Genomic DNA, 26665 nt, shown 5'->3' on the forward strand with positions numbered 1-26665 from the left:
AAGGAATCCTTTCCTTCACCTACAGGGGTATAGGACCTAATCCATTTATATATCGTTACTTCAGATACACCATATTCGCTACTTAATTTTTTTACTGGAGTTCCAGAATTGTAGAGTTCCACTATTGTTTGTTTAAAATCTTCAGTATATTTTTTTGCTACACCTTTTCTTTTCATATAGGACACATCCTCTCAAAATTATTGTATTAGACTTAACTAAGGTGTGTCCACAAAACTATACTAACTCCAAACATAGGACTAAGTGGAGCTTTTATGAAAAAAAATAATGGCGAATTGGTAGTTTATTATACCTTTGGTACAAGTCAATTATATTCAGACGAGGGGCTTACATGGCAAGGTTCTGAAAACAGAGAAGAAAATAAATATATATTGTATGGTGTAATAAATAATCCAAGAATAAAGCAAGTAATTATTAAAGGTGATAATTATAAAGAAGCAAGAATTATTGATACAGAAGGTGATAAAAGAATCTGGTATTTTCTCCAAAAAGATTCATTTAAGCAACCTATAAGAATATATGGCTTGTCAATAGATGGAGAATAATTGTACAAGAGTGATTATAAAAGTGATTATCTTATTGAGTAATTTGAGATCTGGTCGGGTAATATTTGAAGAATGATTACAAAATATATGAATTTAAAAAATAGATATACACCTATTGACATTAGGCGTCATAATTGAATATAATCATAGATAAATTTATCAAATGCGATATTTCAAAAGGTTATGATAAGGAGTAGTAGCAAGTTCAATGATTTGTAGAGAGTCGGTGGTTGGTGCAAACCGATAATCATAACTTGTGAACTCGCCTTTAAACCATAGAAGGGAAATCAAGTACCTTCTATCGTAAATCTGCGTTAAAGATTCGAGTGGTATTTTTCAGATGAAAATATCATTAGGGTGGTACCACGGGAGATTATTAACCTCTCGTCCCTAGCTAATGCTGGGGATGGGAGGTTTTTTGATTGTATTTCATCATTTTAGTTAAACTTAGGAGGTTTCAAAGATGGATGAAAAAATCTATAATCCTGCAGAAGTAGAACAAAAATGGCAAAAGATTTGGGAAGAAACAAATGCCTTTAAAACAAATGAAGATGACTCCAAACCTAAATTTTACGCATTAGAGCAATTTCCCTATCCTTCTGGTGATGGATTACATATGGGACACGTAAGGGTTTATACCATCGGAGATGTTATTGCTCGCTTTAAGAAAATGAAAGGTTATCAAGTTCTTCATCCAATGGGAGCTGATGCCTTTGGTTTACCTGCCGAGAATGCTGCTATTCAAAGAGGAATCAATCCAAGAGAATGGACACTAAAGAATATGGAGCGCATCCGTAGTGAACAAAAAAGATTAGGGGTATCCTACGATTGGGATCGTTATGTGGGAACTTGCTTACCAGATTATTATAAATTTACCCAATGGTTATTCTTACTCTTCTACGAGAGGGGCTTAGCATATAAAAAAGAAGCGGCTGTAAACTGGTGTTCAAGCTGTAATACTGTATTAGCTAATGAACAGGTTGAAGACGGTAAATGTTGGCGATGTGATAATGAAGTAACTAAAAAAGAGTTAAGCCAATGGTTCTTAAAGATAACAGATTATGCAGAACGACTACTTCAAGATTTGGATCAGTTAGATGGTTGGCCAGATAAAGTAAAAATGATGCAAAAGAACTGGATAGGTAAGAGTGAGGGAGCAGAAGTAGTATTTACCGTTCCAGAGCTTGATAATGCTAAGATTCCTGTTTTTACAACACGCCCTGACACATTGTTTGGTGTTACATATATGGTAGTAGCTCCTGAACATCCATTAGTACCAAATCTAATTGCTGGTAAGGAAAATGAGGAGAAAATTAAGCAATTTATTGAAGACTTAAAGAAAGAAAGTGAGATAGCTAGAACTGCGACTGATGTTGAAAAAGTTGGTTATTTCACAGGAAGTTATGCCAAACATCCTCTAACTGGAGAAAACATTCCGATTTGGGTAGCAAATTATGTGTTAATGGATTACGGTACAGGAGCGGTAATGGGAGTTCCAGCCCATGATGAGCGAGATTTCTTATTCGCTAAAAAGTATGATCTTCCTGTTAAAATCGTTATTCAGCCTAAATCAGAGGAAAAACCTACTCTAGATGAGATGACAACCGCCTATACTGGTGATGGAATGTTAGTAAATTCAGATATTTTCAATGGCTTAGAGAACAGAGAAGCAATTAAGAAAATTAGTGAGCACTTAAAGGAAAATGGTAAAGGAAAGCCTACCGTTTCTTATCGTTTGCGTGATTGGTTGATATCTCGTCAAAGATATTGGGGTACTCCGATTCCAATCGTATATTGTGATGATTGTGGAACAGTTCCAGTACCATTAGACCAACTACCAGTAGTTCTACCAGAAGATGTGGTGTTTGATGGTAAGAATAATCCATTAACAACTTCGGAATCTTTTGTTCACACCACTTGTCCTTCATGTGGCAAACCAGCACGTAGAGAAACAGATACAATGGATACCTTTATCGATTCATCATGGTACTATTTCCGATATATAAGCCCACATGAAGATACAAAACCGTTTGATTCTAAGGAAGTAAACAAGTGGATGCCAGTAGATGAGTATGTTGGTGGTATTGAGCACGCTGTACTACATTTACTTTACTCTCGCTTCTTTACCAAGGTATTGTATGATGCAGGACTAATTTCACACCAAGAGCCATTTAAATCCTTACTTACTCAAGGAATGGTTATTAAAGATGGTTCAAAAATGTCAAAGTCAAAGGGTAACGTTGTAAGTCCAAATGAAATTATCGAAAAATATGGGGCTGATACCGGTAGACTATTCATTCTATTTGCTGCTCCACCTGATAGGGATTTAGATTGGACCGATACAGGTGTTGAAGGAAGTCATCGTTTCTTAAACCGCGTATGGAGAATGGTACAGCAACATTTAGATACCATCACTAAAACCCATGAATTAAAAGTGGAAACCGAAGCAGAGAAAGAACTTCGTAGAATGATTCATGTTACAATTAAACGGGCAACTGAAGATATTGATGAAAGAAATAACTTTAATACAGCTATCAGTGCGATTATGGAATTGGTTAACAAAATTTATAGCTATCCAGCAGACGGTAACAAAGCTCTATTAAAAGAAGCCATTGAAAAAGTTGTAATTTTACTAGCACCAATGACACCACATATTACAGAGGAATTGTGGCAAATGATGGGACACGAGGATAGCATTCACAATGTGAGTTGGCCAACATATAACGAAGAATACTTGGTGTTAGATGAAGTAGAGATCGTTATCCAAGTAAATGGTAAGATTCGTGGCAAAATCGTTATTCCAACTTCTTTATCCAAAGAAGAAGTAGAAGAGAAAGTTTTAGGGCTAGAAAAAATATCTGAATGGACCCAAGGTAAACAAATTAGAAAAGTGATCGTTGTACCAGGAAAATTGGTTAACATCGTAGTTGTTTAAAAATAATATTAGTTATTGTAATACTAAAGAGGTTGTTTAAGATAAAAATCTTAGCAACCTCTTATCTTTTAAGAATATTACCTTTATTATTTTTGCAAATACGTAAAAAGTAGTATTTTGCAACGTGCTCACCTTGTCCGTTTCACTCTCAAAAGTCGCACTTATACAAAACACTACTATTTTTTCATAACTAAAAAAAGGAAAAACGAGAAAGTTGTCGAAATCTTTATGAAATAAAATCATAAGGTATCGAATTATAATTTTTCTATAAAATTTTTGAACATTTCAATCGTTACTTCTTTTCTCGTTGGAAGTTGATGTTTAATTGCAAATTGATTCATTTCCTTCGTCCAACTGTTAAGTTTAGCTAGATTAATCATTTTTCCAGCTTTGTAATCTTCAATCAATTGAGAAATTATCCTCTCACGTTGTTCATCCATTTGTTGATATTTTTTTATTGCCTGAACTTTTTCTTCAACTTGTTTAGATATTTCATTATGTACACTCACTTTTTTCACCTCAATAAAATGTTTTAATCGAAGGGAGTCCTTTAATGTATTTAACACTAAAAAGAAAAATCGCCATTGGATTAATTTTTATTTTACTACTTTTTATGATTGTTCAATATATTTTTTTAAAAAAAGAAGAACCTCCATTATTTGTAGAGGTTGATCCATTAAAAGAAACAGCAAAGATTGGGATTAAAGTAAAAGATACTGTAAATGAAGAAAAACAGGATGTGGTTGTTGACATCAAAGGGGAGGTTAATAAACCAGGAGTATATCAAGTGGACGTAAATGATAGAATTCAAGATGTTATTACGATTGCTGGTGGAGTTACTGAAGAAGCAGACCTTAGTCAAGTTAATTTGGCAATGAAGGTTCGTGATGAAATGGTAATTTATATCCCTAAGACAGGAGAAAAGCTTGCATCCAATCCTATTAATTTGAATATGGGTAAAATCTCCATAAATAATTCAGATATTAATCAGTTAATGATGTTAGACGGCATTGGTGAAGCGAAAGCTAAGGCAATTATTGAATACAGGAATACAAATGGGAGTTTTAAAACCATCGAGGAGATAATGAAAGTTCCAGGAATTGGAGCAAAAATCTTTGCGCAAATAAAAGATGAAATTACTTTGAATTAGAAATAAAACAAAAAAGTATAATTTTAGCAATTTAAAATATACTTTATTTCCCTATCCAATTACATTAAAATACTCTATAAGGAGTTTGGTTTAAATCTAAGTACGTATTAATAAAGGGTGGTAAATGTGAGTCTTTTAAAAACAGATGATCAAATTAAAGAATTAATTCAGGAATCTAAACGCATTGCTATTGTTGGTCTATCTAACAAATCAGAACGTGATAGCTATAGGGTAGCAAAATATTTGTTAGATAAGGGATTTGAAATTATTCCGGTAAATCCAACCGTTGATGAAGTATTAGGTATAAAGGCTGTGGGTTCTCTAAAAGAAATCGAGGGACAAGTCGATATGGTTGATGTTTTCCGCAAACCAGACCAAGTGATGCCAATTGTTGAAGAAGCGATAGCAATTGGTGCTAAATCTATTTGGTTCCAACTTGGAGTTGTTAACGAGTCAGCAGCTAAGCTGGCATCAGACAATGGTTTAAAGGTTGTTATGGATCGTTGTGTGAAGATAGAACATAATCGTTTGTTTTAATCATATTTTTCCTTTGAATAAAATCATCCGAGGGGATGATTTTGTTTTTGTTAAGGAAACTGTACTATAATATTACTAGGATTGAAAACATTAATAGGATGGAGGATAATAAATGGGTTCCTACTATCGTAAGAGTTGGGACGAGTATTTTATGGAATTGGCGTTTACAGTTGCTGAGAGGGCAACTTGTCCAAGAAGACATGTAGGTGCCATCTTAGTAAAGGATAAAAAACTGATGGGAACAGGATATAATGGTAGTCCATCAGGGGTTGCCGATTGTTACGAACAAGGTTGTTTGATCGAACATTATAATGAAAATGGTGAAACTAAAGAGAGATGTATTAGAACAATTCATGCTGAAGTTAACTTGATGCTATTTACTGACAGAGTAGATAGAGAAGGTGCAACTGTTTATTTGACTGATTCACCATGTTATAATTGTGCGAAGATGTTAGCGAATAGTGGAATTAAAGAAGTTGTTTATGAGCGGTTATATGAGAAAGACCACGAAAAAGTTGGCATACTTTTTGATGAAGCGAATATTTCATATCGGCAATATAAGAGGGAATAGGTTGGTACAAAGGGTTAGATATCTAACATTAAGTTAGAATACCTTGAAGGAACAGTCATTTTAATATATAATTTGATTAGACAATCCTCTACGCTACAGGTGGTAGAGGATTTTTTTGGCAGTCCAAATAAGTTAAATGTTAATCTTTTTTTTTATGATATAAATGTACGAATCGTTTGCTTAAGTAATATTCTAATAATATAACAATGCTCAAATTAAAATGGTTTTTAAAAAGAAGAGGCGGTGAAAATATAGTGATTAAAGATTTCAATGATCCAAATTTACGTAATCTTTCTAAAGAAGAAAAGAGAAAATTAGCCAATGAGAGGGCTGAGGAACTAAAAGCTACCATTCAAGATTATCTTGATATTAGGGATAGCATTCCAACTGGTTTTAATCAAAAGGAGAAGATTCAAGAGCGCAAAAAAAGAATAATGGAAGTCCTTGGTGCTACGGAAGAAGATTGGGGTGATTGGAAGTGGCAGTTACGCAATCGTTTTACTACTGTAGAACAGCTTGAAAAAGTATTTAAGCTAACTGAAAAGGAAAAAGAGGAAATTGCAGAAGTAGGTAAACGCTATCGATGGGCATTGTCTCCATATTATCTAAGCATAATTGATCCTGATAACCCTGATGATCCAATTCGTAAACAAAGTATTCCTTCAATTGCTGAACTATTAGATACACATGGTGAAGATGATCCAATGGGTGAAGAATTTACTTCTCCTGTACCCCATATCACTAGACGTTACCCTGATCGTCTGATTATCAATGTTACTAATCAATGTGGTATGTATTGCCGACATTGTCAACGTCGGAGAAATATTGGCGAAGTTGATAGTGGAACACCAAAAGAAGCTTTGGAACAAGCAATTGATTATATTCGTCAGCATGAAGAGATACGTGATGTGCTTCTAACTGGTGGAGATGCTTTTATGATGAGTGATGAGCGTATCGATTGGATTTTAACTGAGTTGCGTTCTATACCTCACGTTGAAATTATACGTTTTGGTACAAGAACACTAGTTACTTTACCACAAAGAATCACACCAGAGCTTTGTGAAATCTTATCTAAGCATCATCCTATTTATATCAACACTCATTTTAATCATCCTCAAGAGGTTACAGAAGAGGCCGCAAAGGCAACAGATTTACTTACAAGAGCAGGGGTACCTCTTGGTAATCAGGCTGTACTGTTAAATGGTATTAACAACGATAAACATGTGATGAAGAAACTTAACCATGAATTACTAAAAATTCGTGTACGTCCATACTATATCTTCCATTCAAAGCCAGTTACTGGTACAACTCACTTTAATGTTAAAGTAGAGGATGGATTAGAAATAATGGAAAGCTTAAGGGGATATACTTCAGGTCTAGCAATACCAACTTATATAATTAATGCACCAAAGGGTTATGGTAAGACTCCAATGTTACCAGAATACTTAATTTCTCAAGGAAAAGATAAAGTTAAGATCAGAACTTGGGAAGGAAGAGTTTTTGATTATCCAAACTCTGGACCAGAAAATGTTGACGATGATAAATAATAAATTTTAATACTATATTTAAAACAAAAAGGAGCTGACTCAATACATTATATAGAGTCGGCTTTTTTTTTTAGAAATGGCAGACGGAAGCTGATGTTCTAATAGAGTTCATTTTATGAATATATTAATGAACAAGTAATTGTCATATAATTATAAATTATGTTAAAATTAAGATAAATTACTTTTTCCGTGATAAATCTTAATTTGTAGCTTTTTAACCTGATTTTTTTCGGGTTAAAAATAAAAAAAAGATAAATGAGGAGGTCGTTTGATGAAAAAAAAGTTTATCTCACTTTTCATCCTATTTTTAGTATTTTCAGTGATATCGGTAGGATGTTCTTTAAACACTAGCAGTGAGAATGAAGGAGTTACTAGATATTTAATGGCTACAGGGGGAACTGGTGGAACTTATTATCCATTAGGTGGTGCTATCGCAGAAACATGGAACAAATATATTGATGGTTTAAATGTTACAGTGCAGTCAACAGGAGCTTCAGTTGAAAATATTCGCCTAATAGCTTCCGGTGAAACTGAACTAGCAATGGCAATGAATGGTCCTGCAATAGCAGCACATAATGGAACAGGTCCTTTTGAGGGGAATAAAGTGGAATTTGCTGCTGTTGGTGTAATTTATCCTGAAGTTATGCAAGTAGTTGCTCCCAAAGATAGTGGAATAAAAACAATTGAAGATTTAAGGGGTAAAAGAGTATCGATTGGACCTGCCGGAAGTGGTACTGCAGCAGCAGCTTTAAACATCTTAAAAGCGTATGGAATAGATCCTGATAAGGATATTCAAAAATTCCAGGATACTTTTTCTGATGCAGCTAGTAAGTTAAAGGATGGATTACTTGACGCTGCTTTTGCTGTTTTAGCTGTTCCAGCAGCTAATGTAATTGATATTACGACTTCTACCCCAATAACGATTGTAAATATCGAAGGTAAAGGTCTAGAGAAATTATTAGCGTTAGATCCTACTTTTTCACCATATGAAATTCCGGCTGGAACTTATAAAGGACAAGATGAAGTCGGATTTACGGTATCACAATGGGCAGTATTATATGTATCAAAGGACCTACCAGAAGATTTAGTTTATCAGATGACTAAGGTCATGTATGAGCGTAAAGATGAAATCGCTAATGCACATGCAAGGGGTAATCAAATTAGTATAGATAACGCAATTAAAGGTATTGCACCTGTACCACTCCATCCTGGTGCAGAAAAATACTATAAGGAAATCGGTATCCTTGATTAGTGTGTGATCGGTAATGAGGATAAAAAAATTGAGCACCGGAAACGGTGCTCATTATCTCAATATAATTATTTCGATCATCCTGATATTTGTAATAATAACCATATATTTATCTAATAATTATGTAGTTTTTCAAATTAGAAAATATGAGACTGGTGAAATAGTATTTAAAAAAGTCCTGAAAATCGATGAAACATTCACTTTAGAATATATCCATTCAGTAACTGCTCAACCTGTGTTCGAAGTTTTTTTTGTTAAGGACAAAAATACTTTAGCGCTCAAAGAGATGCGTTACGACTCCTTTGGAGCAAATCTTCCAGTTGGTCCTGAAAAACTACGCAATGAGGAGACCAAATTCATCCCTGAGGATGGTTATTACAAAATACTCTACGAGGATCGGAGTTTTGATAAAGTGCCACTAAGGGTTGGACAAGTTATTGCAGACCATACCCTGGTATTTGCAGACGGAGAACGGATACGTTTCTTGTCATTGGTAACAGGCGGTGAATATGTTGAATTCTATGTGCTACCTTTGTTAAAGGCTTTGGTAAAGGGGTGATTTAAGTAGTGTCTCAGAAAATAGATGAAATACTAGAGAAGATAATAGATGAAAAAACTGAACAGGATATAGTAGAAGCCGAAGAGGCGACTGAACATATATTAGAAGAAATGGACGCTGGATATAATTATCGCAAGAATCTACCATTTTATTGGAGATGGTTCGTCTTCGCGGCAGCTGTATTGTTAAGTCTTTTTCAATTATATACAGCAATATATGGGACCCTTCCTTCAAATCAGCAACGTGGTTTTCATGTTGCTATAGCAATGGGACTTATTTTTTTACTCTATCCAGGAACGAAAAAGAATCAAATAAAGGTAACTTTAGGAAGTTGGTTTTATTCTGGTTTACTTATGCTGATTACAATATTTTTATTCGTAATTGGTGAAATAAGATTATTAACGATGATCGGTGCACTACTGATCCTTCTTATGCTACAGTTGTCAAAGTACTATAATCGAGATTATTTGGGTATCCCATTCTCGGATCTGGTCCTTTCTTTTTTTGGTTTTGCGACAGGGCTATATCAATTTTTCGCCTATGAAGGGATAATAGCAAGGGTTGGAATGTATAGTGACATTGATTATTTAGTGGCGGCAACGGGTGTACTTGTGGTTTTAGGTGCTACTAAAAGGGTTATAGGTACTCCCATCGTTGCTGTTGCAGCGATAATGTTAGCTTATGCCTATTTAGGTCCTTACATCCCCTTTAGCGTATTTGAGCATCGGGGATTTAGTATTGAAAGGATAATTTCTCATTCATTTCTTAGTACTGAAGGAATATTCGGTATTCCTGTTTCTATTTCTGCCACTTTTATTTTTTTATACCTGATGTTTGGTGTAATATTACGTAAAACAGGACTTGAAGAATATTTTACAGATTTGGCCGTGGCCATGACTGGATGGATGACAGGTGGTACTGCAAAAGTAGGGATTTTAACCAGTGTTTTTTCCGGGATGATTACTGGTAGTTCGGTTGCTAATACAGTAGGGAATGGTGCCTTTACCATTCCAATGATGAAAAGGTCAGGATATAAACCCGAATTTGCTGCAGCGGTTGAGGCAGCTTCATCTACTGGTGGACAGATTACCCCACCAATTATGGGGTCTGCAGCCTTTTTGATGATTGAATTCACGGGACTACCCTATAATGAAATCATTAAAGCGGCGATCATACCGGCATTATTGTTTTTTACTGCTCAATTTTTTGTAATTCATTATGAATCGAAACGTCTCAATATTATGGGATTACCTCGAGAAGAATTGCCAAAAGTTTCCCATTTGTTAATTACCAAAGGTTATTTACTGATACCTATTATTATGATCTTTGTAATCTTAGCTCTTGGTCTATCGGCAATGAGGGCAGCTTTATGGGGAATTTTTACTGCGGTAATAATGAATCTTCTCGTAATGGTGGTTGCCTTTATTCTTGGAAAATATAATAAATTAAAATATAGGATCAATATAAAAGTAATTTTTGAGATTTTAGAAGAGTCTACTAGAACGGCTCTACCTATCATTGCAGCAGTTGCGACTGCTGGAATTATTTCGGGAGTAATCACTCTAACCGGCTTAGGATTAAAAATAGCTGGAGCGATCTTAACATTAGCTAATCATAAGTTGTTATTGACGATGTTCTTTGCGATGATTGCTAGTATTATTTTAGGTATGGGCTTACCTACGACAGCAAACTATGTAATCATGGCCACGATGACAGCACCTGCATTGTTAGAATTTGGTACAGTCCCAGTAATTGCAGCTCATATGTTTGTATTTTATTTTGGAATAATTGCAGATATTACTCCTCCAGTTGCCCTAGCATCTTACGCAGGGGCTGGAATTGCTAAAAGTGATCCTTTTAAGACTGGAATTGAGTCAGTTAGGATAGCCATTGGTGGTTTCTTGGTACCTTATCTATTTGTGCTATCACCGGAGTTACTTTTAATAGCTACAGATAGTTCAATCATATCTCTTTTATTGGCCATTGCTACAGCTTTTATTGGTATGTATGGGATTGGCACTGCGGTGATAGGATTTATTGAAAAGAAATTAACATTTATTGAAAGGATTTTACTACTTGCAGCTGGTTTAGGGCTTGTTTATGCTAATTGGACTTTTGATTTATTTGGGTTATTGGTTGTAGGAACAATTTTTATTTATCAAAAGTTCAGCACTCGAGAAACCGTAACATTAAGTCAGTAGAAAATTTGACAAATTTCTTTCAGCGATCTTAAGGTAGAAAACTTAGGGTCGCTTTCATTTTAGGGAATTAAAATCAAAATCTAATGTAAGGAAAGATTAGTATGAAATACCCCTTATTACTTTTAGCGGTAGTTTTTGTTCTCGGGTTATATATAGGGTCATTGGAATTAATACCCATGGTAATAATATTATTTAGTTTAGTAATTGGAATATTATTATTCGGATTATCAATCATTTTTTATCATCATAAATCAAAAAATTGGTTTATTATGCTAATAGTTAGTATTTTTCTGTTAGGGATTGTTAGAATGGATTGGTATAAAACTGATCACCAATCCATTTTTAATAATGTATTAGATAAACAACTTGAAGGGAAATACGTAGGGATCAGGGGTTATATTGACTCTGAACCGACTTTAGACGGAGATTTAGTAAAGTTAATTATTAAACCAATTACATATAGTTTGGAAGGACAAGAATATCGGATCAATACTAAAGAAAAACTACTAATCAATTTATTTCTTCAAGCGGAGAATGAGCAAATACAAGTTCAGAATTGGGAAACGGGCATGGGTATTCGATTATATGGGGTGATGGGTAAAGTTATAAATTCAAGAAATCCTGGAGAATTTAATTATCGAGAATATCTAGCAAGGAAAGGGATATACTGGAAATTAAATGTTTATGATATCGCTATGATAGAAGTAGCAACTGAAAATGGTTTTTTTACAGGTATTGATAGATATAAAAGACGTTTATCAAACATCATTGATAGTTTATTTGGTGGTAGACAAGCAGGTTTTATGAAGTCAATTTTATTGGGTGAACGTGATGATTTAGCAAATGAGCTTTTTAATGATTTTTCTATTCTTGGTTTAAGTCATCTTTTGGCAATCTCGGGACTTCATCTTTCGATTTTAACGTTAATGTTATTTTGGCTTTTTGGTAAACTTAGAATTACAAAACAGAATACAGCCTATATCGTCAGTTTTTTATTGATCGGATATATGTTCTTTACAGGGGCAAGTCCATCTGTTGTCAGAGCAACTGTTATGGCAATATTAATGTTTTATGGTTTAATTTTTAAACGATCATTTCTAGCATTACAAAGTTTTGGAATAGCTTTGATGTTAATGTCTTTTTATAATCCGATGTGGATATTTGATGTAGGATTTCAACTATCTTTTGTTATTACTTTTTATATATTGTGGGGTCTACCTATAGTTTACGGTAATCTACATATAAAAAATGAGGGAATAAAAAAATCTGTTTCTTTAATTATTATTACGCAGCTAGCCTCCTTTCCTCTATCATTCTATTATTTCCATCAATACTCTACGATTTCTTGGTTGACAAATTTGTTAATCGTCCCAATTTTTAGTATCGTAATTTTACCTTTTGGAATCATTTTATTGTTATTTGCCTTATTTTTTCCTTACCTTGGACTTTTATTTGCTAAGGTAATGTCATTGTTGCTAGACTGGTTATTCAGTTTAATTCAAATTACAGCCGATTTAAGATTTTTTCACTTTTATGGAGGTTTCCATTCTTTTTTCTGGGTATTGGTATTCTATATTTACCTAACTTGGCTATTGCTGAGGAAAAGAATTAAAGAATCTTTTATACCATTTAAATTAAAAAAATACATATTTCAGATTGAGAAAACAATGTTAGTGATTTTGGCGATGATAGTTCTATGGTGGTTATTTCCAAAAAATGAAGGATTTATTACTTTTATTGATGTTGGACAAGGTGATAGTATTTTAATACAAGCAAAAGGCAATAAAAATATTTTAATAGATAGTGGAGGCAGGTTATCAATACCTAAAGAAAATTGGCAACTCAGGAAAAATCCGTTTAACACAGGAAAGAATATTATTCTACCTTATTTAAAATACCGAGGGGTTAAAAAGATTGATATAGCAATTTTGACCCATGAAGATATCGATCATCTTGGTGGATATTTATTTATAGCTGACAACATTGAGATTGATAATTTTGTCGTTGAAAAGGGCTTTCCTCGAACTGTTTCAGGTGAAAAACTACTAACAAAATTGATTGAGAATAAAATTAAAATAGAATATATTGATAGAGTAAAAACAGCTAAGATAAATGAGGATACCCAAATCACATTTGCCCCTATAGACATACCTAGTTCTAACAAGGAAAATGATCATTCTTTTGCTATCTTTTTAAATATGTATAATACTAAACTGTTGTTTTCAGCGGACATTGAGAAGTTAGGGGAGGAACAGCTAATAACAACATTTATTATAGAACCTGTAGATATTTTAAAAGTTGGACACCATGGAAGTATTACTTCTTCAACTAATTCGTGGTTGTTAAAGCTTAAGCCCCAAGACAGCATAATTTCAGTAGGAAAAAACAATCGTTATAATCACCCATCTAAAGAAATACTTACTCGATTAGAAAAGTATAGTAAAGTATGGAGAACTGACCTAGATGGAGGAATTACGGTTCAGATAGATTCAAAAGGTTATAAGATTGAAAGGACAATCGAAAATTAACCAGTAATTCACTGACAAAAAAAGGCAAAGGATATAAATTTTAAAGTAGCAACAATTAGTAAAGTCGAATCGTCAGTAAAGTTAGAGAGGAGTCGGAAATGTGAATCAACAACAATTGATTCAATTAGCTAAGGCTGGGAACAAGAAGGCATTAGTCGATTTACTAAAAAGTATTGAAAAACCCATTTATAAAACAGCGTTCTATTTCATGGGAAATGAACATGATGCCAAGGATGTTGCTCAAGAAGCGCTAATTAAAGTCTATACTAAGTTAAATACTTTTCAAGATAAATCCCAATTTAATACTTGGGTACAAAGGATAGTTACAAATATTTGTATGGACAAATTTAGAAAAAATAAGAATTTTGTATCCATTGAAGGTTCGGAAATGGTTTTAGCTAGCAAATTAAATATCGAGCAAGAGATCGAAAATAAAGTAATGATGGAAGAATTAATTACTCAAATAATGCTTCTTCCAGAAAAGATTAAAGCTGTAATGATTTTGAGGTATCTCCATGATTTTTCTTATCAAGAAATCGCCCAAATACTTGACTTACCAATAAATACTGTAAAATCATACCTTTTTCGGGGTAGAGACAAACTACAAAGCGAGTACTCGAAGGGAGGGTTAAGGGATGATTAATTGTCAAGAAGCCAAGATGTTAATTAGTCAAAATTTAGATGGAGAATTAAATGAATTAGAACAGAAACAATTAAAAGAGCACTTATTTAGTTGTTTGGATTGTCAAGAATATCAACAGAAAATAAAAAAACTAGATGATCATTTATCTAGTTTACCTGATCTTAAACTTCAAGAAAGTATTGTCGATCAATTGTTTAATGATGATACAATTATGATTAAAGATAAAAACAAGAAGACAAAATGGATAAATAAATGGTCTAAAATAACAGGAGTAGTAGCTGCTGCAGTATTAATCTTTTTTATGCTGCCTTTTTCACCTTTTTTAGAAGATAATGACTTTAAATTGAAGAATAATAACTATGAATCTGCATTGGATAGCAGTGAAATGTATGCTAGAACTTCGCCAGAGAAAATAACGAATTTTTCTGAGCAAAATAATGTTATCGGTGAAGATGAAACTGCCGTAAGTATCACTAGTGATGTAGTTATTCCTTATCGTGTGGTCAATGAAAACAATCAGCTTGTAATCTATAAAGGTGGGAAAATTATCTTTAATTCAAAAAAATGGGAAAGTGATTTGTCGTTAAAATGGAGATTTGAGGGCGACAATCAACTTGTCTATTCGGTGTATTCTAAAGATAATAAATTGATAACAGAGTATCTTATCGATTTAGTCAATTTAACAGAAGAAAAGCTGGAAAATTAATCACACTTATGTAGTCGAGTGCGTATAGTATAGTACAACATCTGCTTCCCGTCCAATGGGAAGATCCTAGATCTTTTCATTGGGCGTTTACATAAGTGTGATAATATTTTCTTCCTATCAAAGTTGTATGGAAAATAAACCGTGGGTTTCCCACGGTTTTTACAATTTAGAAGGGATTTCGATTATGATTATTAGACTAAATAATTAAATGTTATAATGGAAATTGTGATATAAAGGGGGTTTTTTTATGGAGAAGTCTTCAGTTCACTTGTTTTATGGAAGTGAATCTTATTTAATTGCGGAAGAAATAAATAGATTAATTCATTCATTAATTCCTCCTAATGAAAGGGAATTTAATGTTGTTACATATGATTTAATGGTTACACCAGTCGAAGAAATTGTTCAAGAAGCAGAAATATTACCTTTTGGTTCCGACCATAAATTGATAATCGCTAAAAATGCCTTTCTTTTTACAGGGCAAAAAATCTCTAAAGGGATAGAACACAATACAAATACCTTAGAGATGTTGTTAAAACAACCTGTTGAATATAGTACAATTGTATTTTGGGTTCCTAGTGAAAAATTGGATGAACGAAGAAAAATAGTAAAGCTTATTAAGAAACTAGGAAATGTTGAATCCTTTTCAGTCTTATCCGGTACACAATTAGTTGATTGGGTTAAAATGAAGGCTAAAACATATAATACCAGTATATTGGATGAAGCAGCTGAGATGTTAATTAATATAATCGGAAATAACTTACAATTGCTATCTCAAGAGATAAGTAAAATGGCTATTTATGTTGGGAAAGACGGTTTAATTGATATCGAAGTTGTAAAGGAATTAAGTTCGCGGGTATTGGAACAAAATATTTTTTCGTTAATTGAACGGATAGCCAATATGGAATTAGAACAAGCATTTCAAATATTTTATGATTTACTAAAAAATAAAGAAGAGCCAATAAAAATGATCGCATTATTAGCTAGGCAGTTTAGAATCATGTTACATGCTAAGGAATTGTATCGTATTGGCTATTCACAACAACAAATAGCAACACAGTTAGGTGTACATCCGTATAGTATTAAACTAGCTATAAAACAATCAGCAAAATTTAGTGAGGCTCAACTAAAGGATATTTTAAAAAAATTAGCTGAAATTGATTATGAGATCAAAACAGGAAAAAAGAACAAAATATTATCACTAGAAATGTTTATGTTTCATCTTAAAGGATTAATGAGTAATTAAAAGATTAGGAGCAATCAAAATGAAAGTTACTGTTATAGGTAGTGGATATGTAGGGTTGACTATTGGAATATCCTTAGCTTATTTGAATCATAACGTTACGCTGTTAGATATTGATAAAGAGAAGATTAAAAGTTTAAAGAGAAAAGAAATTCCTATTTTTGAAAATGGATTAACTGAAATGTTAAACATAGCTTACCACAATCTCACCTTTGCTTATTCCTGGGAGGATATTGAACCTAATATAGATATTATCATCATAGCCGTGGGCACTCCACTAGGAGATGATGGGAATGTGGATCTATCACAAATTAAAGAAGTGGCAAAAAAAATCGGTGAAAGAGTGAATAGAAAAAAAATACCTGTTGTAGTAATTAAATCAACAGTTCCTATTGGAACAACTGAAGGAGTTAAACGAATTATTGATCAAGAATTAAGAGATAGAGGTATAAACAAAGAAGCAACGGTTGTATTTAATCCAGAATTTCTTCGTGAAGGAAGGGCGCTAGCGGATTTCTTATATCCTGATCGAATTATAATCGGAACAGACGATTTAAATGGATCGTTATTACTCAAAGAGTTATATAAACAGATAATTGAACAGAGTTTTTCTCAACCTAATTTTATTGATAAACCCAATATAATCAGGTTACCTGAAGTACTTATAACAGATAGTAAAAGTGCTGAGATGATTAAATATGCTGCCAATACATTTTTGGCGATGAAAATTTCCTTTATTAATGAATTTGCTAATTTAGCTGAAAAAGTGGGGGCAGATATCACCGAAATTGCTAAAGGTATCGGATTGGATAGAAGGATAGGATTAGACTTTTTAAATGCTGGCATCGGTTGGGGTGGTAGCTGTTTGCCGAAAGATACTTCTGCGATATTACAAACTGGGAAAAGATTTGGTTTAGATATGCAATTGGTTCAAGCTACTATTAATGTAAACCAATTTCAGAAGGAATGGGTCATAAAAAAATTACAAACATTACTACACCCTATCATCGGGAAGACGATCGGGATATTAGGTCTTACCTTCAAACCAAATACAGATGATTTACGAAATGCTCCTTCGATCGATATTATTTCAAAATTACTTGATCTAGGAGTGAATATAAAAGTATTTGATCCAGTTGCTTCAGATAAATTCCAAAAGCAATTTCCTAATATAAGGGTTACCTATGCTAGTCACCTTGACGAATTATTTAAAAATAGTCATGGAATAGTTTTATTAACAGAATGGGAGGAATTTAAAAACATCCCTTTTGAAAAGTTAGGTTCATCGATGAAAGAAAAAATAATAATCGATGGTAGAAATGTTTTAAATAGAAAATTTCTTGAAAAAGCTGGATATATTTATATAGGTGTTGGGAGGAAAACATATGAACTGTAATCTTCTAAATTGCAGTTCTATTTATAAATTTTTCATTGACAATGAATATCAATGTCAGTATAATTTAATATGTAGTAAATGAAAATTATTATCAACTGGGGAGGATACTAATGAAATTTAAATTATCAATATTGGTATTATCAATTTTAATTATTATTGGAATCGTGTTAACTGTTGGAATTACTGAAAATTCTTCAGATAATGAATCTACTGAACAGGGTGAGCAAGTAGTCGAACAGCCAGCAGTAGACAAAGACAAAGTAGAAAATAAGGTAGAAAAAGAGGTATTAGCTTATCAAGAAATAAAAGCTGAATTAAATAATGCAAAAGAAGGTAATGCTGTTAATTGGGAAATGGTTTCTAATAAATATGGGGCCGAATTACAAGCATCTATTCAAGAAATCAATGATGAACTAAATACGGTAATACTTGCTGCAATTGAAGCTGGTAAGACAGGACAAATGGATGCTAATATTGCTAGACAAATAATAGATAAAACTACACAATCGTATTTCTATCAAAAACAAAAAGCATTACATAAATTAGTTGTTCAAGCTATGGAACAAGGAAGTACAGATGAGGCGGTAAGTACTTTTGGAGAAATCAAATATTTAGCTAAAAATATCTTTATTCCGACTGCTACTAAACGTGATGGATATTATCAAATTGATATGGTTTCACAAATTGAAAATGGCTTAAATCTTCAAGAAAAGGCTCTAAGTGAAGGTAATGTTGACGATTACTCTGTTTATAAACAAATCACTGATAAAACAATATACCGTAGTTACTACTTAGCTGCTAACTCTTATGCCGAGAAAATAGAAAAGGCAGCTAAAGAAGGTGAAGATAAGGAAGAATTACAAGCTGAACAAGCAGAAGGTTGGGGATTTTTACAAGCCATTAAAGGTTCATTAGCTGGAGGAGATGAAGAAGCGGCTAAGAATTTGGACAGAATTTTTGACTTATCAGTTACTGACCCAACTACAATCAACGCAAATGAAGTAAATGATTTATTTACAAAAGCTATTTTAGCAAAAATCAAAGGCTATTACGCAAAAGCTCCAAAGGCTTTAGAGGAAGGGAATATAACTAAAGCAAAAGAAACGGCGATGGAAGGAAATGTATTTTTAAAGGCGATTGAAATAGATTTAACTAATAAACTTGGAAGTGAAAAAGCAAGTGAGGTTTTCACTAGTGCTGAAAAATGGTTTGAAGCAATTTCTAATCAAGATATAGAAGCTGTAGAACTATATGGTTCTGAAGTACTTGAAATATTAAATCAGTTGCAGTAAAATTATAGCCGCTTATAAGCGGCTTTCTAATTTGAGGTGAATTAATTGGAACTTTTAATAACCGGTGGTGCAGGCTTTATTGGTAGTCACTTGGCTATTCATTTATTACAAATTGGTCACAGTTTAACCATCGTCGATAATTTAAATTCTTATTATTCAAAAGAGAGAAAAATAGCCCAGTTAAATAGGGTGAGACAGGTAGGAGATATTAATTTTTATCATGTCGATTTAACGGATGAAGAAGCTGTTAAGAAAATTTTTCAAACTCATCAGTTTAATGCGGTTGTTCATTTGGCTGCGATGCCTGGAGTCCCAAAATCCATTGAATTACCATTGATTTATTTGGAAAATAATATGAAATCAACGGTAAATGTTTTAAAATGGGCTGGTGAAACTAATGTTAAGCATGTAATATTTGCTTCTTCTTCATCGGTTTATGGTAATAGGGATGGAGTCCCTTTTTCAGAAGAGATGGTAAATGGTGAAGTTGCTTCACCTTATGCGGCGACTAAAGTAGGTGGTGAGTCTCTTTGTCATGTATATCAGAGTCTTTATGGATTTGACTTGAGTATCCTGCGATTTTTCACCGTTTATGGACCCTGGGGTCGTCCTGATATGGCGATTCCAAAATTTATAAAAAAATTATTAAATAACGAGGAAATCTACATATATGATCAAGAATCTGCACGGGACTATACTTACATAGATGATATAGTTATGGGAATCGAAGCTGTGATAAATAATCCAAGAAAGAAAGAAATTTATAATCTTGGCTATGGTACTCCAATTAAAATCACCCAATTATTAGCAAAATTAAAAATCCATTTTCCGCAGATGAAGGTAAAAATGTTAACACCGCGCCAAGGAGATGTGAAAATGACTTGGTCAGATATAAGTAAAGCAAAGAAAATGCTCAATTTTTCACCACAAGTGGATATTTCTGAAGGTTTAGATAAGACAATAATTTGGGCAAAGGAACATAAAGAATATCTATGAAAAAAATCATTATCCGAATTATAAGTATCACCTTAATATTATTGTTCATTATATTTACTATTCGTTATTTTGATATTCAAGTAATCATCAAACAAACTACTAATATTCTCAAACACCCGCTTTGGTTTTTGGGAATGTTTTTAAGTTACGGAATGGCTTTTGTTTTTAGGGCGATTGCTTGGAAAATATACGTCAAGAAAGATATTCCTATATCAATATATCTCAATGCGCTATTTTATAGTTTATTCATTAATCACTTGTTGCCAGTGAAGATTGGCGATGTTGTTAGAGCAGGAATCCTAATGAAGGAAAAGGAAATGAATTGGGACGAATCAATTCATTCTGTTATAGTGATGAGATTATTAGATATGCTTATTTTAGGGATGATTGCAAGCATAGGAACGATATTTATTGGTTTTGATATATCACTATCATTTTTTATTAACATTATTTTGGTTATTAGTATCATTGCTTTAATCGTCTATTTTTTCATTATTAGAGGTAGGTTTGTTGAAAAGTTTGATTTTATTTATAGGCACTTAAAGATGATTAAAAGGTTGTTGATGAGTATTGAAGGTGTCTATATACTTTTATTAATTAGTATTAGTTGGCTGCTAGAAGGGATGATATTATTCACAGTGGCCAACCTATCGGGATCATTTTTATCTGTTTTTCAAGGTATTTGGATTAATAGTATTACCATCGCTGGACAGATATTTCATTTTACCCCTGGTGGAATAGGAAACTATGAAAGCATAATGAATATCGCTCTTGTTAGTCAAGGATTGTCAATAAATGAAGCCTACAGTATTTCCTTAATAACACATGGTTTTAAATTTTTATTTTCTTACCTTGTAGGGATATATCTTTTGATTAAATATCCAATCAATATTAAGCAGCTAATGGAATGGCGGAAGAAGAAAGGGGATATGTCATGAAGAAAGCCTCTTGGTTTGAAATAATTGCGGCGAGAGGGTGGAATTTGTTAAATGAAGGTAAGCCTTTTACACCAATTTTTGTTATTGGTACTTTTATCCTCTTTCATCTAAATAGTATTCAAGAGTCTACATTTTGGACATCAATGGGATTAGGTTTTCTTACTATTTTACCTATATTGATAATTTATTATTTTTTTGACTATCCTTTGTTTTTAAGAAACTATCTGTGGATTCCTTTGATCGTTTATCTATTAATTTGGAACGATTTTAATATTAAGCTTGCGTTATTTGCTATCGGTTTATATTTTTTCTTTACCGTCTTTTTTTGGGGAACATTTTATTACCATTTGCGTATTGGGACATCTTGGTTGAATTTTACCCGTTTTTGGAAGTTGGTTTTGAAAAATAGTGATTCTACTAGTGGAAATGCCCAAGAACAATTACCAAAGTTTCTATTACTTTTATCTCTATGGGATTTTTATTATCGTCTTCTTTATAACGGGAACTCTTTTTTCATGATAGATTGGGAAATTATATTCCTGTTTAGTGGATTTGTATTTTTATATAGTTTTGTATTACACCGTTTCCTATTTGATTGGCAACCGAAGGAAATTAATGGATATACAAATAATGTTATGCCATCATCTTATCCGTTAACCAAAAAGGTAATTATGATTATTATTGATGGGGCTAGAAAAGACCGTTTTGCCGAGGCGGATACTCCATTTTTAGATTATTTACGAAATAATGGGACAGAATATACACAAATGGAGACTGTTTATCCTGCGAGAACTGTTGTTTGTTTTTCCTCTATTTTTACTGGTACTTATCCAAAGTATCATGGAATTAAATCCAATTTGGTTTGGAATCTGGGTGTTAAAGTAGAAACGGTTTTTGATTCTTTAAGAAAAGTAGGAAAAAAGGGGCGATTACTTGGGATTGCTCATTTACTTGACGTAATGGCTGAAGATGTTGAGAGTATTACAGCAGTGATGAATAATGATGTAGCGGATCGTAATATCATTGAACGAGCTAAACAAATCATGAGTGAACAAAATCCAGATTTACTAGCGATTCAGATGATAAGTACAGATCAAACGGGTCATAGTCGCGGATCATTATATCATGAATACCGACAAAAGATAGAAGAGGCTGACCGTCTAATTAAAGAATTTGTTGACTGGTTAACAATCCAAGGGATGATGGAGGATACAACTTTGATTATTGCTGCAGATCATGGTCAATCTGATGGGATAGGTGGTCATGGTCATCTAGATGAAGGTGAAAGATTTGTTCCTTTCATTATGTATGGTCCTAGGATTGAAAAAGGAAAAAGAATCGAAGAACGTCATTCTCTAGTATCTGTTGCTCCAACTATTGCTTATCTTTTAGGCGCTCCATTTCCTGATCAGAGTCGAGGGCCAGTACTAATAGAGGCAATTAAAAGAGATGAGAGGAACGTACAGCAATGAAACAACAACGAATTATTGTTTTTTTACCCGCCCATAATGAAGAAGAATCGATTGCTGAGGTTCTTAAGCAAATCCCTAGAAATTTTGACCCAAGAGTTGAAGTTAAAGTTTTAGTAGTAGATGATGGTTCTACGGATAATACGGTTGAGAAAGCTAAAGAGGCTGGAGCTGACTACATTTATTCTTTTTCAAAAAACCGAGGCTTAGGGGCTGCAGTTAGAATGGGGTTAGCTGAAGCATTAAGACTTAGAGCAGATATTGCTGTATATATTGACTCAGATAATGAATATCCGGCATGGCAAATACCAGAGGTTATAGCCCCTATTTTGGCAGGGGAAGCTGATTATGTAATGGGTTCTCGATTTTTAGGTACGATTAGTGGGATGAAGTTATATAGACGTCTAGGGAATTATTTCTTTACATTTTTACAGTCGATAATCTTAAGAAAAAGGATTTATGATGGACAGTCTGGGATGAGGGCTTTTTCAAAACAGGCAATGGAACATGCAGAAATAATCCACGATTATAATTATGCTCAAGTGTTAACACTTAATCTAGTACGTAAAGGATTTCGATTAAAAGAAGTTCCTATAACCTATCAAGTACGAAAGAAAGGAAAATCTTTCATTAATTTTAACTACATATTTAAAGTTATTCCAGCCATTATTAAAGAGATAAGAAGGCCTGTAACAAAAGTAGAAGTTAATAAGAATGCTCATTTACTTAAAAAAAATTATAATTGAGGAGGTTTTGAGATGAAAAAGAATTTTTTTATCTTATTCACGTTGGTTTTTTCATTACTTACAATTTTGACACCTAATTATGTTAGTGCATATTCATACGGAAATCCGAATGAGGAAGTAATAGCAACAGCGTATACAGACATGATTGCGGCCTTACTAAAAGCATCACCAGATTACCCAGCGGTTCAAGCAATTTTTGATAGTATAAAAGATGAAATGGTAAAAGAATTTGGCCCTGAAAAAACAAACATTATCCAGCAAGGAATAACTAATCGTGATTCCGATATGATTATCAATGAAATGAAGGATGTTTTAATTAGAAATATTGGTAGAAGATTTTTTAATATCGAAGAAAGTTTTGATGATTATCCTCAAGCCAAAATACTATTGGCTAAAGCTCGTGCTACATATGTAGCATTATCACCAGAAGTTGCTATTAAGAATCCTGAACTAGATCAATCAATTTATCAAGCTTTTGATAAGGCTTTAGAATCACTTGGAAATCCGGGATTATTTGGAGTGGGTAAAATAGAGCCAAATCGTGAAATGTTTGATAAAAATAGAGAGTATATATTAGCTGAATTAAAAGACTTTTTTCAAACTGAGGGTGGTTATCTGGGACATACAGGTGGAACTGGTTTAACTAACATTGACGTGGAAGAGACAAGATCATGGGGTAATTGGGTTCCACTCTCTATAATTTTGTTTGTAATAATAGTTGCAATTGTATTGTTCACTCGTAAGGGGTAGTTTAGATTGACGACAAGAAACAAAAAAATCCTCTTAACTTCTATTACTCTTATTATAATAGCTTCATTCCGTTTTTTATTTATTGGTAGGTATGTGGATAGCTGGGATGCTGTTGATTTTGCATTAGGTGTAGAACGTTTTGATATTTTTTATATGCGTCCTCATTTTCCCGGCTATCCTTTGTTTATCATAATTGCGAAACTGGTGAATAGTTTTTTCTCTGATTCATTTTTATCTTTAAGTATTACCAGTTCTATTTATGGAGTAATTACTATCATTTTTATTTACTTAACGATAAATAAATTGTTTGAACATGGTGTTGCGTTATTTGTGGCTCTTCTTTCAATTTTTACACCTTTACTTTGGTTGATATCAATTCAACCTATGTCAGATAGTATGGGAATTGCGCTTGTTTGGATTGTTTTATGGATTATTTCTCAATCTAAAGATTATGACCTAGGGGAAAAAGAACATTTGTGGATTGGAGTTCTTGCTGCTTTTATCTTTGGATTGTCGATGGGGGTAAGAATATCTTATTATCCATTTGCCTTTGTTTTAATAATTCCCCTTTATCTATCAAGTGTAAATAGATTTGATAATAAAATCGTTTTTTCTACTTTAATTAGAAATAGTATATTATTCGGCTTATCATTAGGGATTGGAATTTTATTATGGTTGTTACCAATTTCATCTATTGAAGGTGGAGTAATGGCTTATTTAGAGTTAGGATTATCTTTTACAAAGGGACACTTCACGGACTGGGGAGGAACTTTAATTTCTGAAGGTTCACTAATAACTAGAATCAGAGATTTCTTGTTTTTGATTATTTTAAGTATCGGAGGTTTAGGGTGGAAAGACTCAGTGACTTCCAGTTTATATTTATATTTTTGGGTAATAATTGCTATCTTACTTTTGATCTTAAAAAGTAAAGATCAGGTCTTAAAACGTATAAATAATTTTAAAAAAAGACATTTATATGAGATTATTTTCTTGGTTCTTAGCATAGTGCCATATAGTATTTGGGTTATTATCGGCCAAAATTTACAAAAATCAAGACATATTGCAATCCTTATTCCTTTTATCTTTTTAGTAATTATATTGTTGGTTAAGCTGTCAATTAATAAATACTGGAAGTTATGGGCAGTTGGCTTAATCGCCTTTTCATTTATGATATCATTTCCTATAATAAATCAATATGCATCATATCCATCCCCGATGTTTCAGATGGCTAATTGGATTAATGATAATTATCAGGAAAATAGAACGACTATTTTTACTTGGGAAGAAGAAAGGGTTATCAATTATTTATATCCTAAGTTCAGTACAGTGCGCTTGAGAAAAGAAGATGATTTTGAAAATCAGATATTACTGTATGGCGAAAATAGATTGATATTAGTTACTAATGCGGTTTTAGATGGGTTCACAGATAAGAAAAAGTATCTACAATTTTTGAAACCAGTATGGAAAATAGAAAGTAATTCCTTTTTGTATCCCACATATAATCGGATAGTATTGTATCAAGCAAACTCAGATTTATATAACTTTTTAAAAAAGAGTAGAAGTTCTATAACACTAATTGACAATGATAATGAAATGCAATAAAATTAACTCAAACAAATAATAATGATTATCAATATCGGATTTTAACATCTGTTATATGATGATGGTTGGTCAGCATGTTGACATCGGGGGGAACTTAAGATGGATTTTCAGGCGTTTTTAATTACTTACAGAGAAGGAATCGAGGCATTTCTTATTCTTGGAATTATTACAACTTATCTTAAAAAGATGGATCAAAAAAAGTATCTTAAGTGGGTTTATACTGGAGCGATAGGAGCTGTTTTATCTAGCTTAGTAGTAGCATTTATCTTCCAAGTTATTTTAACTGGCTTTACGGTTATGGGCAGTGAAAATTATATGAAACTTAGTATCATGTTGATCTCCAGCGTATTATTAACCCAGATGATATTTTGGATGAATGAAAATAGCCGAGATTTAGATAATAAAACCCAACAAAAACTATCTCATATCATTTCAACTGGTAGTGTTATTGGGATGGTTACACATGCTTATTTGGTTGTCTTGCGTGAAGGAGTAGAAACTGTATTTTTCTTTGCCGCTATAACTGGTGGAGATATTACACAAGCATTAGAAAGCTATGGAGCGTTATTTGGAATAGTTTTGGCAGCAATTACTGTCACAATTATGTTTAAAGGTTTGGTCCGTTTTCCATTGAAACGCTTTTTCCAACTTACAGGTGTGCTAATAATGATGATTGCTGCAGGCTTATTGGTTCAAGGTATTGCTTTAATGCAAGATCTAGGAATAATTGGAAGTGCGATGCCTGAGGTTTATAATATTATTGAAATTTTACCGGAACATCCAATTGACGGGGCACAGTATTATCGAGATACTGGAATTAAGCCTCTTATTAGTGGAGAAGTTGGGATATTCTTAAAGGCGATGTTTGGGTACTCCCATAATCCTTCTATTGAAGAATTGTTGGCATATTTAGGTTATTTTGTAGTAATAATTTTATGGATTCGTAATTCTAACATAAAAAAAAATAAAACTGATAATCTCAAAAGAAGTTTTAGCATTAAAAGGAATAAAACTAATAATCTCAAAAAAAGTTTAAATTGATTTGTC

24 protein-coding genes and 1 other annotated feature are annotated in these 26665 nt (G+C 32.9%); of the genes, 22 read left to right on the plus strand and 2 right to left on the minus strand.

Translation table 11 applies throughout. The features are described 5' to 3' along the window. Nucleotides 1-176, minus strand: a 176-nt coding sequence (locus tag BHF71_RS10190) for a transposase (protein WP_084024127.1), incomplete at its 3' end; no start/stop codon positions are given. Nucleotides 177-272: 96 nt separating this feature from the next. On the opposite strand from BHF71_RS10190, the gene BHF71_RS10195 reads away from it, so the two are divergent. Both BHF71_RS10195 and leuS read left to right on the plus strand, forming a co-directional pair. Further along, entirely contained in the window at nt 273-563 is a 291-nt protein-coding gene (locus BHF71_RS10195; RefSeq protein ID WP_069657529.1) for a hypothetical protein, read from the plus strand. Nucleotides 564-737: 174 nt separating this feature from the next. After that, nucleotides 738-958, plus strand: a binding site (T-box leader). Nucleotides 959-1026: 68 nt separating this feature from the next. Continuing rightward, nucleotides 1027-3498 (plus strand): leucine--tRNA ligase, encoded by a 2472-nt coding sequence (gene leuS, locus BHF71_RS10200; protein ID WP_069657530.1) that lies wholly within the window; start codon nt 1027-1029, stop codon nt 3496-3498. Between the two features lie 254 nt (nt 3499-3752). Here leuS and BHF71_RS10205 read toward each other — a convergent pair whose 3' ends face one another. Continuing rightward, entirely contained in the window at nt 3753-4007 is a 255-nt protein-coding gene (locus tag BHF71_RS10205) for a DUF2533 family protein (protein ID WP_069657531.1), read from the minus strand. Between the two features lie 44 nt (nt 4008-4051). On the opposite strand from BHF71_RS10205, the gene BHF71_RS10210 reads away from it, so the two are divergent. The 20 genes from BHF71_RS10210 (at nt 4052) to BHF71_RS10305 (ending at nt 26659) form a co-directional block, all read left to right on the plus strand. Continuing rightward, nucleotides 4052-4648 carry a helix-hairpin-helix domain-containing protein gene (locus BHF71_RS10210; protein ID WP_069657532.1) on the plus strand — a complete coding sequence of 199 codons (597 nt, stop codon included), beginning with the start codon at nt 4052-4054 and terminating at the stop codon, nt 4646-4648. 126 nt (nt 4649-4774) lie between these two features. Continuing rightward, a complete protein-coding gene (locus BHF71_RS10215) occupies nt 4775-5185 on the plus strand; it encodes a CoA-binding protein (RefSeq protein WP_069657533.1) in 411 nt (136 codons plus the stop codon). 112 nt (nt 5186-5297) lie between these two features. Continuing rightward, nucleotides 5298-5756: a deoxycytidylate deaminase gene (locus BHF71_RS10220; RefSeq protein WP_069657534.1), complete on the plus strand. Its 459-nt coding sequence runs from the start codon at nt 5298-5300 to the stop codon at nt 5754-5756. 254 nt (nt 5757-6010) lie between these two features. Further along, nucleotides 6011-7303, plus strand: a complete 1293-nt coding sequence (eam, locus tag BHF71_RS10225) for a glutamate 2,3-aminomutase (RefSeq protein WP_218064939.1) — start codon at nt 6011-6013, stop codon at nt 7301-7303. Between the two features lie 271 nt (nt 7304-7574). Next, entirely contained in the window at nt 7575-8555 is a 981-nt protein-coding gene (locus BHF71_RS10230; RefSeq protein ID WP_069657535.1) for a TAXI family TRAP transporter solute-binding subunit, read from the plus strand. Nucleotides 8556-8583: 28 nt separating this feature from the next. Continuing rightward, complete coding sequence (locus tag BHF71_RS10235) at nt 8584-9111, plus strand: DUF1850 domain-containing protein (protein ID WP_069657536.1); 528 nt, start codon at nt 8584-8586, stop codon at nt 9109-9111. Between the two features lie 8 nt (nt 9112-9119). Further along, entirely contained in the window at nt 9120-11312 is a 2193-nt protein-coding gene (locus BHF71_RS10240; protein ID WP_069657537.1) for a TRAP transporter permease, read from the plus strand. Between the two features lie 176 nt (nt 11313-11488). Then, on the plus strand, nt 11489-13840 hold the full coding sequence (locus BHF71_RS10245; protein WP_245683860.1) for a DNA internalization-related competence protein ComEC/Rec2: 2352 nt from the start codon (nt 11489-11491) through the stop codon (nt 13838-13840). 100 nt (nt 13841-13940) lie between these two features. Continuing rightward, on the plus strand, nt 13941-14483 hold the full coding sequence (locus BHF71_RS10250) for an RNA polymerase sigma factor (protein ID WP_069657539.1): 543 nt from the start codon (nt 13941-13943) through the stop codon (nt 14481-14483). After that, nucleotides 14476-15189 (plus strand): zf-HC2 domain-containing protein, encoded by a 714-nt coding sequence (locus BHF71_RS10255; RefSeq protein WP_069657540.1) that lies wholly within the window; start codon nt 14476-14478, stop codon nt 15187-15189. Before BHF71_RS10250 ends, BHF71_RS10255 begins: the two co-directional genes overlap by 8 nt. A gap of 247 nt (nt 15190-15436) precedes the next feature. Beyond that, the gene (gene holA / locus BHF71_RS10260; protein WP_069657541.1) at nt 15437-16432 is read left to right on the plus strand and encodes a DNA polymerase III subunit delta; all 996 of its coding nucleotides are present in this window, start codon (nt 15437-15439) and stop codon (nt 16430-16432) included. A 19-nt stretch (nt 16433-16451) separates the two neighbouring features. Continuing rightward, a complete protein-coding gene (locus BHF71_RS10265) occupies nt 16452-17825 on the plus strand; it encodes a UDP-glucose dehydrogenase family protein (RefSeq protein ID WP_069657542.1) in 1374 nt (457 codons plus the stop codon). 110 nt (nt 17826-17935) lie between these two features. Further along, entirely contained in the window at nt 17936-19117 is a 1182-nt protein-coding gene (locus BHF71_RS10270; protein ID WP_069657543.1) for a hypothetical protein, read from the plus strand. 45 nt (nt 19118-19162) lie between these two features. After that, on the plus strand, nt 19163-20113 hold the full coding sequence (locus tag BHF71_RS10275) for an NAD-dependent epimerase/dehydratase family protein (RefSeq protein WP_069657544.1): 951 nt from the start codon (nt 19163-19165) through the stop codon (nt 20111-20113). Then, on the plus strand, nt 20110-21051 hold the full coding sequence (locus BHF71_RS10280; protein WP_084024505.1) for a lysylphosphatidylglycerol synthase transmembrane domain-containing protein: 942 nt from the start codon (nt 20110-20112) through the stop codon (nt 21049-21051). The genes BHF71_RS10275 and BHF71_RS10280 overlap by 4 nt, the downstream gene beginning before the upstream one ends. Continuing rightward, a complete protein-coding gene (locus BHF71_RS10285; protein ID WP_069657545.1) occupies nt 21048-22523 on the plus strand; it encodes an alkaline phosphatase family protein in 1476 nt (491 codons plus the stop codon). The genes BHF71_RS10280 and BHF71_RS10285 overlap by 4 nt, the downstream gene beginning before the upstream one ends. Beyond that, nucleotides 22520-23266, plus strand: a complete 747-nt coding sequence (locus tag BHF71_RS10290; RefSeq protein ID WP_069657546.1) for a glycosyltransferase family 2 protein — start codon at nt 22520-22522, stop codon at nt 23264-23266. The genes BHF71_RS10285 and BHF71_RS10290 overlap by 4 nt, the downstream gene beginning before the upstream one ends. A 12-nt stretch (nt 23267-23278) precedes the next feature. Then, the gene (locus tag BHF71_RS10295; RefSeq protein WP_069657547.1) at nt 23279-24016 is read left to right on the plus strand and encodes a hypothetical protein; all 738 of its coding nucleotides are present in this window, start codon (nt 23279-23281) and stop codon (nt 24014-24016) included. A 6-nt stretch (nt 24017-24022) separates the two neighbouring features. Further along, nucleotides 24023-25618 (plus strand): protein O-mannosyl-transferase family, encoded by a 1596-nt coding sequence (locus BHF71_RS10300; protein WP_069657548.1) that lies wholly within the window; start codon nt 24023-24025, stop codon nt 25616-25618. 99 nt (nt 25619-25717) lie between these two features. Then, nucleotides 25718-26659 (plus strand): FTR1 family iron permease, encoded by a 942-nt coding sequence (locus BHF71_RS10305; protein ID WP_069657549.1) that lies wholly within the window; start codon nt 25718-25720, stop codon nt 26657-26659. Nucleotides 26660-26665 lie beyond the last annotated feature (6 nt).

This window comes from Vulcanibacillus modesticaldus (assembly GCF_001730235.1).
Classification (GTDB): Bacteria; Bacillota; Bacilli; order Tepidibacillales; family Tepidibacillaceae; genus Vulcanibacillus; species Vulcanibacillus modesticaldus.

Coding starts and splice junctions, on each gene's coding strand:
- BHF71_RS10195 (WP_069657529.1), top strand. CDS start 273: ATGAAAAAAAATAATGGCGAATTGGTAGTTTATTATACCTTTGGTACA.
- leuS (WP_069657530.1), top strand. CDS start 1,027: ATGGATGAAAAAATCTATAATCCTGCAGAAGTAGAACAAAAATGGCAA.
- BHF71_RS10210 (WP_069657532.1), top strand. CDS start 4,052: ATGTATTTAACACTAAAAAGAAAAATCGCCATTGGATTAATTTTTATT.
- BHF71_RS10220 (WP_069657534.1), top strand. CDS start 5,298: ATGGGTTCCTACTATCGTAAGAGTTGGGACGAGTATTTTATGGAATTG.
- BHF71_RS10230 (WP_069657535.1), top strand. CDS start 7,575: ATGAAAAAAAAGTTTATCTCACTTTTCATCCTATTTTTAGTATTTTCA.
- BHF71_RS10245 (WP_245683860.1), top strand. CDS start 11,489: ATGGTAATAATATTATTTAGTTTAGTAATTGGAATATTATTATTCGGA.
- BHF71_RS10255 (WP_069657540.1), top strand. CDS start 14,476: ATGATTAATTGTCAAGAAGCCAAGATGTTAATTAGTCAAAATTTAGAT.
- holA (WP_069657541.1), top strand. CDS start 15,437: ATGGAGAAGTCTTCAGTTCACTTGTTTTATGGAAGTGAATCTTATTTA.
- BHF71_RS10265 (WP_069657542.1), top strand. CDS start 16,452: ATGAAAGTTACTGTTATAGGTAGTGGATATGTAGGGTTGACTATTGGA.
- BHF71_RS10270 (WP_069657543.1), top strand. CDS start 17,936: ATGAAATTTAAATTATCAATATTGGTATTATCAATTTTAATTATTATT.
- BHF71_RS10280 (WP_084024505.1), top strand. CDS start 20,110: ATGAAAAAAATCATTATCCGAATTATAAGTATCACCTTAATATTATTG.
- BHF71_RS10285 (WP_069657545.1), top strand. CDS start 21,048: ATGAAGAAAGCCTCTTGGTTTGAAATAATTGCGGCGAGAGGGTGGAAT.
- BHF71_RS10290 (WP_069657546.1), top strand. CDS start 22,520: ATGAAACAACAACGAATTATTGTTTTTTTACCCGCCCATAATGAAGAA.
- BHF71_RS10295 (WP_069657547.1), top strand. CDS start 23,279: ATGAAAAAGAATTTTTTTATCTTATTCACGTTGGTTTTTTCATTACTT.
- BHF71_RS10305 (WP_069657549.1), top strand. CDS start 25,718: ATGGATTTTCAGGCGTTTTTAATTACTTACAGAGAAGGAATCGAGGCA.